Origin of the sequence: Leminorella grimontii (genome assembly GCF_039789245.1) — a bacterium.
Taxonomy (GTDB): domain Bacteria; phylum Pseudomonadota; class Gammaproteobacteria; order Enterobacterales; family Enterobacteriaceae; genus Leminorella; species Leminorella grimontii.
The window spans coordinates 3,816,483-3,830,685 of the sequence record NZ_CP146357.1 but is presented as its reverse complement, the minus strand read 5'-3'; the positions used below and the strand labels follow the sequence as shown (position 1 = coordinate 3,830,685).

Genomic DNA, 14,203 nt, shown 5'->3' with positions numbered 1-14,203 from the left:
GCTATTTTATTTGCTATTTTGACCCCGGCAGCGCTCACTCATCCTCGCGTACTGCACGTACGTTTCGGTTTTGCACGTCGGCCGAGCTCAAACTAGCGGCAACGATAGCGCCTAATGAAATAGGCTCTACACTTAGGCTTTGACCGTCATTCCCGCCTATCGATTCAGGGGCGTGTGCGGCCTGGCCTCCAAAACCGTGACGGGATATTTCCCGAGGGAGACTTTATGTGTACTACCTGCGGATGCGCCGCCGGCGAGCGGCGAATTGAAGGCGACGATCGCGCCCATCACCATGAGCACGGAGACCATCACGCTCACGGACACGATCACCACCACGAGCACGGCCATGGCCACCATCATGCTCATGAGCACGATCACCACCACGAGCACGGCCATGACCACCATCATGCTCATGAGCACGATCACCACCACGAGCACGGTCATGATCATCACCATTCTCACGGCCACGGTCACCATCATACCCATGGGCACGGCCATCGCCATTCCCATGACCATGACGGTCCTCTGTCGCGCACGGTGATTATTCATCACCACTATCACCATCAGGGTGACGTGCATCATCACGTGCATACCGCGATCGCCAACAAGATGGGCGACGTTGAGTTTGAGCTCGAGATGGAAAACGAATCCTCAGAGCAGCCTGAAGAAGACTTTGCGCCGCGCGAAGTGAACAACGATTTGGACTATGGTCACGGCGAAGCGGGAACTCACGCGCCGGGTATGAACCAGAAGCGCATGCTGCAAATCGAAATGGACGTGTTGAGCAAAAATAACCATTTGGCCGAGCACAACCGCGCCTACTTTACCGAGCTGCACGTTTTGGCGCTGAATCTGGTTTCAAGCCCCGGTTCCGGCAAGACGACGCTGTTGACCGAAACGCTGCTGCGCCTGCGTGAAAAAGTCCCCTGCGCGGTGATTGAAGGCGACCAGCAGACTACGAATGACGCCGAGCGCATTCGCGCCACCGGCGTACCGGCGATTCAGGTGAATACCGGTAAAGGCTGTCATCTGGATGCGCAAATGGTGCAGGACGCCGCGGCTCGCCTGTCTTTACAGAAGGACAGCGTGCTGTTTATTGAAAACGTGGGTAATCTGGTTTGCCCGGCCAGCTTCGATCTGGGCGAGCGCGCCAAGGTTGCGGTGCTTTCCGTGACGGAAGGAGAAGATAAGCCGCTGAAGTATCCTCACATGTTCGCAGCGTCGAAGGTGATGCTGCTTAATAAGATTGACCTGCTGCCTTACCTGAGCTTTGACGTTGACGCCTGTATCGCCAACGCACGCAGGGTTAATCCTGAAATTTTGGTTATTAAAGTATCCGCGACCAGCGGTGAGGGTATGGACGCCTGGCTGTCGTGGTTGGAGAGTCAACAATGTGCTTAGGCGTACCCGGCCAAATCGTTGCCGTAGGAAACGATATCCATCAACTGGCGCAGGTTGACGTTTGCGGCGTAAAGCGCGACGTCAACATTGGCCTTATCTGTGAAGGGGAACCCGCCGATCTTCTCGGTCAGTGGGTTTTGGTTCACGTCGGCTTTGCGATGAGCATCATCGACGAAGAAGAGGCCCAGGCGACGATTGAAGCCCTGACGGCGATGAGCGCGTTGGAGCACGAGGTCGGCGACTTCCTTGGCATCAATGCCGGAGCGGATGATGCAGTACGTCGATGAGTTTCGCGACCCGGAGCTGGCTAAGGCGCTGCTGGCGCGCATAGCACGCACCGTTTCACAGATTGAGTGGGCGAAGCAGCGCCCGCTGCAATTAATGGAAGTCTGCGGCGGCCATACGCACGCGATTTATAAGTTTGGCATCGACCAACTTCTGCCGCCGGAAATCGAGTTTGTTCACGGTCCCGGCTGCCCGGTGTGCGTGCTGCCGATGGGGCGGATCGACGGCTGTATCGAGATTGCCGAACGGCCTGACGTTATTTTCTGTACTTACGGCGACGCCATGCGCGTGCCGGGGCGCAAGGGTTCGCTGCTCGATGCCAAGCGAAGAGGCGCCGACGTGCGCATCGTCTATTCGCCTCTGGACGCCTTAACCTTTGCTGAGCAGAACCCTGGCAAGCAGGTGGTGTTTTTCGGCCTCGGGTTTGAAACCACCATGCCGAGCACGGCGATCACGCTACAGCAGGCGAAGCGACGCGGGTTGAACAACTTTTCCATTTTCTGCCAGCACATCACCATTATCCCTACGCTGAGAAGCCTGCTTGAGCAGCCTGACGTACGCATTGACGGCTTTTTGGCGCCGGGCCACGTCAGCATGGTGATAGGAACCACGCCCTACGGCTTTATCACTGAGGATTTCCACAAGCCGCTGGTGGTGACCGGTTTTGAGCCGCTCGACATCCTGCAGGCGCTGGCGATGCTGGTGGAACAGCTCAAAGACGGACGCTGCGAAGTTGAAAACCAGTACAAGCGGATCGTTCCCGCTCAGGGTAATACCCTTGCTCAAAAGGCGCTGGACGAAGTTTTCGAACTGAAAGAAAGCAGCGAATGGCGCGGGTTGGGCGAAATCGCCGGTTCAGGCGTGCGTTTGACGTCGGCCTATCGCGAATTTGACGCCGAGCTGCGTTTTAATACTCAGGAACATAAGGTGGCGGACGATCCTCAGGCGCGCTGCGGCGACGTGCTGACCGGGCGCTGTAAGCCCAACGACTGCCCGCTGTTCGGCACTCGCTGTACGCCGCAAAACGCGTTTGGCGCGCTGATGGTCTCTTCCGAAGGAGCCTGCGCGGCTTATTATCAATATCGTCGGTAACGGGTTTAAGCATGTCATTTAGTGAAAAAGACGTCGTGACTATGGCGCACGGCAGCGGCGGTCAGGCTATGCAGCAGCTGATTGAAAGCCTGTTTTTGCAGGCGTTTTCTAATGCGGCTCTCAATGAGCGTGAAGACCAGGCCCGCATTCCGCTTTCCAAGCTGACCACGCTGGGCGATCGTCTGGCGTTCAGCACCGACAGCTACGTCATCGACCCGCTGTTTTTTCCCGGCGGCAACATCGGCAAGCTGGCGGTGTGCGGTACGGTAAACGACGTAGCGGTGAGCGGCGCGGTGCCGCAGTATCTCTCCTGCGGGTTTATTCTTGAAGAAGGGCTGCCGCTTAAAGATTTGGAGCAGATTGTTACCGCCATGGCGAAGACGGCCGCCGACGCGGGCGTTGAGATTGTCACCGGCGATACCAAAGTCGTGCAGCGCGGCGCGGCGGATAAGGTGTTTATCAACACGGCCGGTATCGGCACCATTTCTTCCGCCATTCAGTGGGGCGCACAGCATATCCAACCCGGTGACCGCATTTTGGTCAGCGGTACGCTGGGCGACCACGGCGCGACGATCCTCAACCTGCGCGAAGGGCTGGGGCTTGAGGCCGAACTCAAGAGCGACTGCGCGGTGCTGACGCCGCTGATTGCGCCGCTGCGCGATATACCGGGCGTTCGCGCCCTGCGTGACGCAACGCGCGGCGGCGTTACCGCTATTCTGCACGAGTTCGCCGCCGCCAGCGGCTGCGGCATGTCGATTAGCGAAGGCGCGCTGCCGGTGAAAAACGCCGTGCGCGGCGTGTGTGAACTGCTGGGGCTGGAGCCGCTTAACTTTGCTAACGAAGGCAAGCTGGTCATTGTCGTTTCGCCGGAGGCCGAACAGGAAACGCTGACCCGGCTCAGAGCGCATCCTCTGGGGCAGGACGCCGCCGCCATCGGCACCGTAACCGAGAGTAAGCGCGTTCAGCTGACCGGAATATTTGGCGCAACCCGCCTGCTTGACCTCCCACACAGCGAGCCGCTGCCGAGGATTTGTTAAATAGACGGTCGTTAAGAGCGTTGTAAAAACGACCTTTACCAAGGCTGAACCGGATAAACCTCCCGTTCAGCCTTTGTTTTTAGACGAAGCGGTTCATGCCGTCTGTGAGAGGAATAAAATGGATTTTATAAGCGTTGGCAAGAGCGTCCGGCGTTGGTTGAGCGTGAATATTTAAACTGTATATAACCTGTACAGAATCGGACTTCGTTCTTATCAATGGATGATTAGCGCATGGCAAAGAATAACGAGAAGGCCCACCAGCGGGCGTTGAAAAACGCATGGAAGCAGCAACAGCAGGAGGCTTTTGAAGCCGATTTACCGATGACTCGGCCCTTGTTTCAGCTCCTGTTTGACTATTTGGACCGCGAGGTTGATACAAAGGGATGCGACCACTCGCTTACCCTGACGAAGAGGCTTCTTGCAGAGCGCGGTGTAGAAAATGCAGAAGCCGTCATCGCGTGGCTTAATGACAACGGCGGCTACTGCGACTGTGAAGTTCTCTTTAACGTTGAAGAGAAGTTTGAATAGCCCAGGAATGATAGGCCCGTCGTTCTGACGGGCCTAAATGGTTTAAAACAGCTCAACCACCATTGGCGCATCCTGCGTCAAGCGGTATAGCGGTACTATGTCAGCTCCTTTTGTTCCCTCTTTTGGCAACGTGATGATGCCGTTTGCGACAAAGCTGCTCTGCGTTTCCGGTTCCAGCGCGGCGACCGCCAGGTTTGCCAGCGGCTGATTCATCGGCACGTAGTAATAGCCTGCGATGTCGGTGAGCACTTCGCCGCTCAGTTTGGCCGTGACCTGCACCATTTCGTTGCCCGTCTTTCCAATTTTGCCGGTCACGTCGGTCTTGCGGTTTGCCTTGCGCTCAACGATGTCGTAGCGTTCAACCGGCGCGCGCTGTTCGGACTTGACGACGTAAACCTCGATGCCCAGTTCGCGCAGCTTTTTTGCTGCGGCTTTCTGGCTGACCGGCAGAAGATAGCCATAGGGGCGAGGGCGGGTCAGTACGGGTTCAATCGTTAAAGAGGAGCGCCAGTCTGCGTCAAAGGTTTTGGGCTCGCCGGTTTTGGCGTCTAGCAGCGTGACTTCTTGCGTACCTTTAGCCGCCTTGCCCTTTACGGTGAGCTCGCCTTTACCGCTGGCCTCAATGACTTCATTGCGCACGGCGCGTCCCAGAGCCAGCAGCTGTTCCGGCTGCTTGGCAGCCGCGTTGACCATGGCCCGCATGGCAACGAACTGCGTCCAGACCCTGCGCTCGAAGTGTGCCTTTCCTATGCCGACGCCGCGCGTTTCCAACAGGAAGGAAACTGAATTGCGCAGGCCGGCGACGTTGCGCATGGCGTCAGCGCCGACGCCGCCCATAGAGAGCGTTTTATCCTCAAGGTTAATCTGGTTGGTCGTGTAGTAAACGAAGGCGTTCAGCGAGTTTTCTTTGAAAGCGGCGAAGATGGTTTCGTTGTAGGTGGACTTCATCGCTTCACTGAGCGAAGCCGGGAGGTTGGTCGTCGTGGCGTACTGCACTAGCGCATCGTACCCTTGCACCGCGTCAAACTTCTTTACCCAGCGCCCGGCGACGCTGAACTCATGGGCGTCCAGAACGACGTCAGGCTGATATTGAGTCATTAGCTGATTTATTGCCCGGCTTTCCGGCGAGGCTAAAAGCAGGTGATCGCGGTTGAGGTTGACGCCGTTGGCGAGGTCGCGCGTAAAGTGCTCGGCGCCGTCTGGATTCGCGCGCGGGATGATCAGCACGTTAATCCGAGACAGAACGTCCCCTTCTTTATTTTCCGCCAGGCTTTTAGCGTATGCCAGAGCCGCTTCACCGGCAGCGGGCTCATTGCCGTGCTGTAGGGCAACGATGAGTACCGTCGGCTTGCCGTTTTTCATCAGCGTCTGCGCGGAGGCCGCCCGTTCGGCGGAGAAAACCAGCATAGGGATCGCTCGACCCTGCTGTGAACGCCCGAGCGTTTTAACACGCAGATGGGGAGAGGACTGCGCCAGCCGCTCAATAAAATTCTCCATTTCCTTCTGCGAAGTAAAGTCGACTTTCCCTTTTTTAAATGCGGGCGTATCAAACTGAACGCCCTTGGGCTCTGTGAAGCGCTCGGCTACCGCTGGCGGTTCCTGAAACTCTTTTGTGGGATCGAACTTGGCGTAAACGGATGATATCGGGCTAGCCAACGCAAGGAACAGTGCGGATAGAATAAAACGACGGGGGGACAACGGCATGCAGCCTCCTGAAGGGTTAACGGTATTATTGTATGAATAGCGAGCCTGACGGTGGCGGCTTAGCCTGAACGATTGACGCCAAGCCGAGTTGGATATCGTTAAGTAAGGCGCCTGATAATTATTGTAATAACTAACATTTGTTACTATTAGTTTACATCATCAAATATATGGATGTTTGTGGCGCATTGGAGGTGTATCACATTTTTAGATAATTGTCCGATCCTTCGCGATAGCGCCCGAGATGTAGTATTTATTGACGATAACACCATGGTTTTACGATTAAAAAGAGCAGAGAAGCGCGAAGAGAGAATAAACCAGTGTGAAAGGCGGCGTCTGTTTGCCGTTTATGATGAGCGTGCTTTATTCAGTAAACTGCTGCGAAAGGAAATATAAAAGAGCCGCCGCAGTGCGGCGGCTCAACAAGGGGCTATCAGTTCAGACGTTCAACGATCATCGCCGTTCCCTGACCGCCGCCGATGCACAGCGTCGCCAACCCGTAGGTCTTATCGTGTGCTTTAAGCGCATGCAGCAGAGTAACGAGGATGCGCGCGCCGCTGGCGCCGATCGGATGGCCTAGCGCGATAGCGCCGCCGTTGACGTTGACTTTGGCCGGGTCGAACCCGAGCACTTTGCCGACGGCCAGGAACTGGGCGGCGAAGGCTTCGTTGGCTTCGATAAGGTCAATGTCCGAAAGCTGCATTCCCGCCTTTTTAAGCGCGTTCTGCGTTGCCGGCACCGGACCCATGCCCATCAGCGATGGCGCAACGCCGCCGCTGGCATAGCTCTTGATACGAGCCAAAGGCTTGAGGCCGAGCGCCTTGGCGCGGCTTTCCGTCATCACGACCAGCGCCGCGGCGCCATCGTTAATACCTGAAGCGTTACCGGCGGTAACGGTACCCTCTTTGGTGAAGGCCGTACGCAGCTTCGCCAGCCCTTCTGCCGTGGTGTCCGCCTTAGGGAATTCGTCGGTATCAACTACGGTCTCGCCTTTACGGGTTTTGACCGTTACCGGCACGATTTCTTCTTTAAACGCACCGCTATTGATGGCGGCAACGGCCTTTTGCTGAGAGAAGAGCGCCAGAGCGTCCTGCTCTTCGCGACTGATGCCGTATTCTTTAGCGACGTTCTCAGCGGTGATACCCATGTGGTAGTCGTGCGTTGCGCACATCAGACCGTCTTTCAAAATGACGTCCACAAGCTTGTCGTCGCCCATGCGATAGCCCCAGCGGGCCTTGCTGTCGAGCAGGTAAGGCGCCTGACTCATGTTTTCCATCCCGCCAGCGACCACGATCTCCGCGTCGCCTGCGGCGATGGACTGAGCTGCCAGCGCTACGCTCTTAAGGCCGGATCCGCAAACCTTGTTGACGGTGTAAGCGCAGACGGATTCGGCAATGCCGCTTTTCAGCAGCGCCTGACGTGCCGGGTTTTGGCCCAGGCCCGCTTGCAGCACGTTGCCGAAGACGACTTCTTCAATCAGCTCAGCGCCAATCCCCGCACGGGCAATGGCTTCGCGAATGGTTAAAGCGCCCAGATCGACGGCCGCGACAGAGGACAGTGCGCCGTTAAAGCTGCCGATGGCGGTACGAGCGGCGCTGACGATGACTATATTATTCATCACTTAAATTCCTTATATGCTCGTCATACTTCAAGCTGCGAGTGCGTTGGCTGTAAATACTCGGCCCATCCATGGGCCTCGCCCTTGCGGGCCGCCGCAAACGGCGTTCAAATCTGTTCCAGACAGATTTGTCGTTCACCCCAGTCACTTACTTATGTAAGCTCCTGGGGATTCACTCTCTTGCCGCGTGATTCACCCCTACGGGTTCACCCTTTCAGGGCCAGCGCTAGCGCTGTTCAAAACGCCTTAGGCGTTTTGTCCCGCAACTCGAATTATTTAGAGCAAAGTTGTAGTTATCAGAATACCGTAAGGCCGATAACGAATATCAGACCAGAGAACAGCAGGGCGGTAACGCAGTAGCCCATGATGTCGCGAACGCCCAGGCCCGCAATGGCCAGAGCCGGCAGAGCCCAGAACGGCTGAGCCATGTTCATCCACTGTTCACCGTAGGCGATAGCCATGGCGGATTTACCCAGGTCAGCGCCCAGCGCCTGTGCGGCAGGCATAACGAACGGACCCTGGATAACCCAGTGGCCGCCGCCTGACGGAACGGCAAAGTTGATAAGCGCCGAGCTAAAGAACGTCATCAGTGGGAAAGTGTCTTTGTTGGCTACGTTGATGAAGAACTCGGTGATAAGCCCACCCAGACCGGAGTGTTCCATCATCAGTTGGATACCGGCATAGAACGGGAACTGCACCAGAATGCCCGCAGTGCTTCTTGCCGCAGCGGAAATGGCGCGCATATAGGCCATCGGCGTCTTGTGCAGCAAGATACCGGCAATCATAAACATCATGTTGACGGTGTTGATGGTGATATTGAAGCCCTTCTCATAGAAGTACATGCCCAGATAGGCAATGCCGAGCGCGCCGATAATAAAGGCGATAATGCGGCTTTCTTCCATTTTCTCCGCGACAGGCGCATCGGCAGGCAGCTTCTTCTGGTAGTCCGCTTCTTCTTGCAGCAGCGCAGGGTCGACGGTAATAACATCGCCGGGCTTTGGCATCATCATGCGGGTGACAAAAGGCATAATGACGATAAGCGCCAGAGTGATAAAGATGTTGTAGCCGGTGAAGATAGTCTGGCTAACCGGGATCAGGCCGGCAATGTGCTCAACCGGGTTGCCGGGCGTCGCCGCCAGCAGGGGCATAGAGCCGGAAAGACCGCCGCCCCAGGTCAAAAAGCCGATGTAGGCGCAGGCGATAAGCAGCGGATAGTCTGAACCCTTAACGCGGCGAGCCACTTCGCGAGCGAACATGGCGCCAACCACCAGGCCAAACCCCCAGTTGATAACGCAGGCAACTGAACCAAAGAAGGTGACCAGCATAACGCCCTGAGCGGGCGTTTTGGCCGCAGAGGCCGTCAGGCGCAGTACGCGCTTGACGGGCGCAGAGCTTGCCAGCGCGTGGCCGGTAACGATAATCAGCGCCATCTGCATGCCGAAGCCGAGCAGGTTCCAGAAGCCGTTACCCCACATTTGCACCATGTCGACAGGCGTATGCGGCGTCAGCGCCAGCGCGATGACAAACGTCAGCATGGTCAACAGCATGGCGAAAATTAGCGGATCCGGCAGATAACGGCTTACAAATCCGGTTAAGAAGCGGGAAATACGACCGATCATGCGACACCTTCCTCAACAACGATCGGCATTTCCTTCACGTTGGCTGCAACAATGTAATCTGCGTCGGTCTTCTCACGGATAGTTTCCAGAGAAACGCCCGGCGCGCGTTCTTTCAGCACCAGCTTGTCGCCTTCAAAGGCGAATACGGCCAGTTCGGTCACTATCATGCTGACCTTGTTTTTGGCCGTCAGCGGCAGGGTGCACTGCTTTAAAATCTTGGAGGAACCGTCTTTAGCGCAGTGTTCCATCGCAATAATAACGCGCTTGGCGCCGGTAACCAGGTCCATTGCGCCGCCCATTCCCGGAACCATTTTCCCCGGTACCATCCAGTTGGCCAGGTTTGCGTTTTGGTCGACCTGCAGGCCGCCCAGTACGCTTGCGTCAACGTGGCCGCCGCGGATCAGCGCAAAGGAGAAGGCGCTGTCGAACATGGCTGCGCCAGGAAGCAGGCCGCAGGGCTGGCCGCCGGCGTTAACCAGGTTTGGATGCGCTTCGGTGACCGGGCCCAGGCCCAGAAAACCGTTTTCAGACTGAAGCGTGATGTGGATGTCCTGAGGCAGATAGTTCACCACCTGCGTCGGCAGGCCGATGCCCAGGTTTACGATGTCTCCATCATGTAGCTCAAGGGCTACGCGGCGAGCGATAAGTTCTTTAGCATTCATGATTAGCACTCCTGGGGGGCAACGATATAGTCAATCAGGGCGCCGGGGGTCATCACGGCGTCGGGGGCGATGTCGCCAACTTCGACCTGAACGTCCGGTTCAGCGATAACGACGTCTGCCGCCAGAGCGATAAGCGGGTTAAAGTTGCGGGCGGTCAGCTGATAAACCAGGTTGCCCTGCTTGTCGGCAATGTGAGACTGAACCAGCGCAAGGTCGGCGCGCAGCGGAAGTTCTAGCAGGTATTCAACGCCGTTTTGAGTAATCTTTTGTTTGCCTTCTTCAACGACGGTGCCCACGCCGGTCGGCGTCAGGAAGCCGCCCAGACCTGCGCCGCCGCAGCGGATGCGCTCAATCAGCGTACCTTGAGGAACCAGTTCGACGTCCATTTCGCCGGCGATCATGCGTCTGCCGGTTTCAGGGTTGGTGCCGATGTGAGAGGCGATAACTTTCTTTACTCTGCCGTTAACGACCAGAGGGCCGATGCCGGTATCTACAAATGCGGTATCGTTAGCAATAAGGGTTAAGTCTTTGACGCCAGAGTCGAGCAGAGCCTTGACTAAACGCGGCGGTGTTCCCACACCCATAAAACCGCCAACCATGATGGTCATGCCATCACGAAAGTGTTCAGCAGCTTGCTGTATGTCAATCTGTTTGTTTTTCATAATTATTCCTTATAGTTGATGCCCGAGGACGAGCTCGCATAAGGAATTGCAAGGGGTGTGCCAGCCGCATGCCTACGGGGCGATTTTCACCGTAAGTCCAGGTAACATTTTAATAATTAAAGAGTTAAACAGGCTTTGCAGCGGTAGCTGAATCGAGAGCAGGGATGAAACAGGCGGTCAGAGAGTGCAATTTTTTGCACAGGTGTGCATTTTTTGTTTCACCATTAAGATGGGAAAGGGCCTGAAGCGTCGGGCCCTTTGAGTCGATATGACACAGGTATAACTATTCTATTTCGTATTCCTGCAGCTTATACATCAGCGCTCGGCGGCTGATGCCCAGCGCTCTTGCGGTTTGAACTCGATTGCCCTGATTGCCGTTGAGTGCGTTACAGATAAGCTCACGCTCGTAGGCCTTCAGGTTCTCTTTTAGCGTATGCCCCGTCAGCGTATGCACGGTTTCGCTGATGTGGGGGACGTTTTGCTGCCGCTGCAGGTGTTCGGGCAGTTCGTCGGGGAAGATAATAAAGCCGTTGCTCATGATCACTGCCCGTTCAATGGCGTTGGAGAGCTCCCTGACGTTTCCCGGCCATGGGTAGGCTTCTAGAATCGCCAGCGTGCTGGGATCAAGTTCGACGATTTCTTTGCCGTTTTCCGCGCTGAACTTTTGTAAAAAGTGCTGCGCTAACAGAGATATATCTTCAGGGCGCTCCCGCAGGGGAATCGGGGACAGGTGGATCACGTTCAGGCGATAGAAGAGGTCCTGGCGAAACGTTCCCTGTTCAACCATCTGCGCCAGGTTGCGGTTGGTGGCCGCAATAAGGCGAATATCGGTTTTGATGGTCTGGCTGCCGCCGAGCCTTTCAAATTCACGCTCTTGCAGAACGCGCAGCAGTTTAACCTGTAGGTTATGGGGCATTTCGCCGACTTCATCCAGCAGCAGCGTACCCTGATTCGCCCGCTCAAACAGGCCCTGTCGCTGGGTTTGCGCGCCGGTGAACGCCCCCTTCTCGTGGCCGAACAGCTCGCTTTCCAGCAGCGATTCGGGCAGCGCGCCGCAGTTTATTTTAATAAACGGCCCTTTGGCGCGGGGGCTGTTGTAGTGGATAGCCTTGGCGATAAGCTCCTTTCCCGTCCCGCTTTCACCCGTGATAAGCACGCTGGCGCTGCTTTGGGCGATTTTAGCGGTATCGCGGCACAGCTCCATCATTTTTGGACTGTTGGTTAAAATGCGATCCCACTGATAGCTGTCCGACAGCGCGCGGTGCAGCAGGTTGATCTCCTGCTTCATTTCGCACAGCTGCATGGCGCGGTCCACCATCAGCTTCAGCTCGTCAAGCTCAAAGGGCTTGATGACGTAATCGAAAGCGCCGAGCCTCAGGGCCTCGACCGCCGTTTCAACGGCGGCGTAGGCAGTCATCAGGATAACGGGGGTATCCTTATTGGTCTTACGCATCATCTGCAGCGCGTCGATGCCGCTGAGCCTGGGCATGCGGATATCCATCAGCACAACGTCCGGCGACTGCTGTTTGAACAGTTCAACGGCCTGATGGCCGTCCTGCGCGCAGATGGGCTGGTGGCCGTTGTGTGAAAAGAAGGCCATCAGCATGCGTAAAACGCTCTCTTCGTCGTCAACGAGCAGAATGCGGTACGATTTTTTCATGGCAAGATTCCTTCGCTGTGCGTCACCGGCAGAATAATAATAAAGGTTGAGCCTCGGTTGAGTTCGCTTTCCACCATGATATCACCTCCGTGGGACGCAATGATGCGCTGGCTGATAGAAAGCCCAAGCCCGGTTCCGGATGACTTGGTGGTGTAGAACGGATCGAAAATTTTCGCCTTGATGGCGTCAGGGATGCCGCAGCCGTTGTCCTTTATCCGGATTTCCTGCCTGTCATCGGAGAGCGTGCGCGTAGATATGTCGATTTCCCCTTTGGCGTTGATGGATTGGACGGCGTTAATCAGAAGGTTAAGGATGACCTGCTTAAGCAGCTCTGCGTCGGCGTGGATCTCCGGCAGCTCTGCATCCAAATTGACGTGGAAGTCGATTCTGGCCTCAAGCCCGCGGGTTTTCACTAAAATCAGGCTTTCGTTAATAATCTGATTAAGCATGATTTTCTGGTGAAGGCTTGGGCGAGGGCGGGCAAAGTCCAGCAGCTGCTGAATAACGCGGTTAATAGAGCGAACCTCTTTGAGTACGATATGCGTGTACTCAAGACGCTGCGGGTCCTGCTCCCCTTCTTTAAGCAGCTGAACAAAGCCGCTGATGGCCGTCAGCGGATTTCGCACTTCGTGGGCCACGCCCGCCATCAGTTCGCCCAGCGTGGCGAGGCGCTCGGCCTGTTCGATGCGCCGCTGAACCTCTTTGGCCGCTGTCAGGTCAGTGAAGATAACCAGCGCGCCGACGGTTTCGCCCTGAGCGTTGTGCAGCTGGCTGGTGCTGACGCTGATTTGAATAGTACGCCCCTTGCCCGGGAAGTTGACCTCCTGCGCGACGTGGTCGATGCCGCGCTCCAGCGTATCGAGCACCGGACTGTCGAAGTCGGTATGCACGAAGATTTCGGCATAGGGGCGACCGATAAGCTCTTTCTTTTTGTAGCCGGTGATGGTTTCACCCGCCGGGTTTATCATGGTGACGCAGCCGTTGATATCGACAGAGATAACCCCATCCGCTGCGCTTTCTACGATAAGCTCATTGAGCGTCTTGGCTTCTCGAAGCGCCCGAGAAAGGGCGTTGACGCTGCCTGCTATCTCCCCCATTTCTCCTTTCATCGGCGGAATGACTGTATTGAGATCTAACGGAAGTTCGTTGAGCCCTGCCTTAATTGTGTCTATATCGGAAGCGAACCGGCGAGAAAATGCGGCGATAAGCCAAACGCTGAGCAGCATGCCGACGGCGATGACCGTCATGATTTTGATATCCATTGCCAAGGCTTGGCGGTCAATGTCGTTTGACAGCTCGTTGGCCCAGATGTAGCCGATGACCTGACCCTCCCGCTTAATCGGGATCATGGAGTTCATGATGTTGCCGCGCACCTGTGAACCCCACTTAACCAGAGGTTCTCCGCTGGCCATGACCTCGCGGCCGGGGTGGTCCGGCTTGATGGAAACGCCGACGGCGTAGCCGTATTGCGCCTGCGGCCCGTAGGTCACGATGGCGTCGAGTTCGCGGTGATAGTAGCCCGCCCCCACGCCGGAAAATGCTTTGGTGATCCGATCGGTTCTCTGCGCCAGCAGGCGGTTTAGTGCCTGGATCCTGTCTTCGCGCGACAGGTTGGCATAGCGCTGAAAATCGTCTCCCAGCGCTTCGTCCAACAGGTGAGTGACGGCGAAAAGCTTGATTCTTTTCTCTTCCAGCAGCGCGTCTCTGCCCTCGGTTTCAACAAAATAGCCGATAACCAGCGTGGGCACGGTGACCATCAGGATGGCCAGCATCATCATTTTATTGCGCAGCGTGTGTGGGAGACATGTCGACAGAGCGCGTTTGGCCGTGGATAAAAAAGCAGGCATGGTAACCGGGTCCTTGGTGCTTCGAGATAAGGTAACTAAAGTGTCGCCAGAGCGTTGGCCCACGACTATAGGATCTTATTCTTTTGGAACA

Annotated in this window: 12 protein-coding genes; 5 read left to right on the top strand and 7 right to left on the bottom strand. The window is 56.2% G+C overall.

Annotated features, from left to right (window positions below; all coding sequences use genetic code 11):
* The first annotated feature begins 225 nt into the window (after window positions 1-225).
* The 5 genes from hypB to V8L73_RS17585 all read left to right on the top strand — a co-directional run bounded on the left by hypB (window position 226) and on the right by V8L73_RS17585 (window position 4,343).
* Window positions 226-1,401: a hydrogenase nickel incorporation protein HypB gene (gene hypB / locus V8L73_RS17605; RefSeq protein WP_347253613.1), complete on the top strand. Its 1,176-nt coding sequence runs from the start codon at window positions 226-228 to the stop codon at window positions 1,399-1,401.
* A complete protein-coding gene (gene hybG, locus V8L73_RS17600) occupies window positions 1,392-1,688 on the top strand; it encodes a hydrogenase maturation factor HybG (protein ID WP_027275749.1) in 297 nt (98 codons plus the stop codon). Before hypB ends, hybG begins: the two co-directional genes overlap by 10 nt.
* Complete coding sequence (hypD, locus tag V8L73_RS17595; RefSeq protein ID WP_027275748.1) at window positions 1,672-2,778, top strand: hydrogenase formation protein HypD; 1,107 nt, start codon at window positions 1,672-1,674, stop codon at window positions 2,776-2,778. Before hybG ends, hypD begins: the two co-directional genes overlap by 17 nt.
* Before the next feature lie 11 nt (window positions 2,779-2,789).
* Entirely contained in the window at window positions 2,790-3,815 is a 1,026-nt protein-coding gene (gene hypE / locus V8L73_RS17590) for a hydrogenase expression/formation protein HypE (protein WP_347253612.1), read from the top strand.
* Window positions 3,816-4,046: 231 nt separating this feature from the next.
* Window positions 4,047-4,343, top strand: coding sequence for a DUF2695 domain-containing protein (locus tag V8L73_RS17585; protein WP_347253611.1), 297 nt, complete (start codon window positions 4,047-4,049; stop codon window positions 4,341-4,343).
* A gap of 42 nt (window positions 4,344-4,385) precedes the next feature.
* Here V8L73_RS17585 and V8L73_RS17580 read toward each other — a convergent pair whose 3' ends face one another.
* From V8L73_RS17580 to atoS, 7 genes are all read right to left on the bottom strand, one after another.
* Window positions 4,386-6,047, bottom strand: a complete 1,662-nt coding sequence (locus V8L73_RS17580; RefSeq protein WP_347253610.1) for a M14 family metallocarboxypeptidase — start codon at window positions 6,045-6,047, stop codon at window positions 4,386-4,388.
* Window positions 6,048-6,477: 430 nt separating this feature from the next.
* A complete protein-coding gene (locus V8L73_RS17575; protein WP_347253609.1) occupies window positions 6,478-7,662 on the bottom strand; it encodes an acetyl-CoA C-acetyltransferase in 1,185 nt (394 codons plus the stop codon).
* A 296-nt stretch (window positions 7,663-7,958) separates the two neighbouring features.
* Window positions 7,959-9,281: a TIGR00366 family protein gene (locus V8L73_RS17570; RefSeq protein WP_347253608.1), complete on the bottom strand. Its 1,323-nt coding sequence runs from the start codon at window positions 9,279-9,281 to the stop codon at window positions 7,959-7,961.
* On the bottom strand, window positions 9,278-9,943 hold the full coding sequence (locus tag V8L73_RS17565) for a CoA transferase subunit B (RefSeq protein WP_027275743.1): 666 nt from the start codon (window positions 9,941-9,943) through the stop codon (window positions 9,278-9,280). The genes V8L73_RS17570 and V8L73_RS17565 overlap by 4 nt, the downstream gene beginning before the upstream one ends.
* A gap of 2 nt (window positions 9,944-9,945) precedes the next feature.
* Window positions 9,946-10,605 carry an acetate CoA-transferase subunit alpha gene (gene atoD, locus V8L73_RS17560; RefSeq protein WP_027275742.1) on the bottom strand — a complete coding sequence of 220 codons (660 nt, stop codon included), beginning with the start codon at window positions 10,603-10,605 and terminating at the stop codon, window positions 9,946-9,948.
* A gap of 283 nt (window positions 10,606-10,888) precedes the next feature.
* Window positions 10,889-12,265 carry an acetoacetate metabolism transcriptional regulator AtoC gene (gene atoC / locus V8L73_RS17555; protein ID WP_027275741.1) on the bottom strand — a complete coding sequence of 459 codons (1,377 nt, stop codon included), beginning with the start codon at window positions 12,263-12,265 and terminating at the stop codon, window positions 10,889-10,891.
* Complete coding sequence (gene atoS, locus V8L73_RS17550) at window positions 12,262-14,112, bottom strand: two-component system sensor histidine kinase AtoS (RefSeq protein WP_071783414.1); 1,851 nt, start codon at window positions 14,110-14,112, stop codon at window positions 12,262-12,264. The genes atoC and atoS overlap by 4 nt, the downstream gene beginning before the upstream one ends.
* Between the last annotated feature and the right edge of the window lie 91 nt (window positions 14,113-14,203).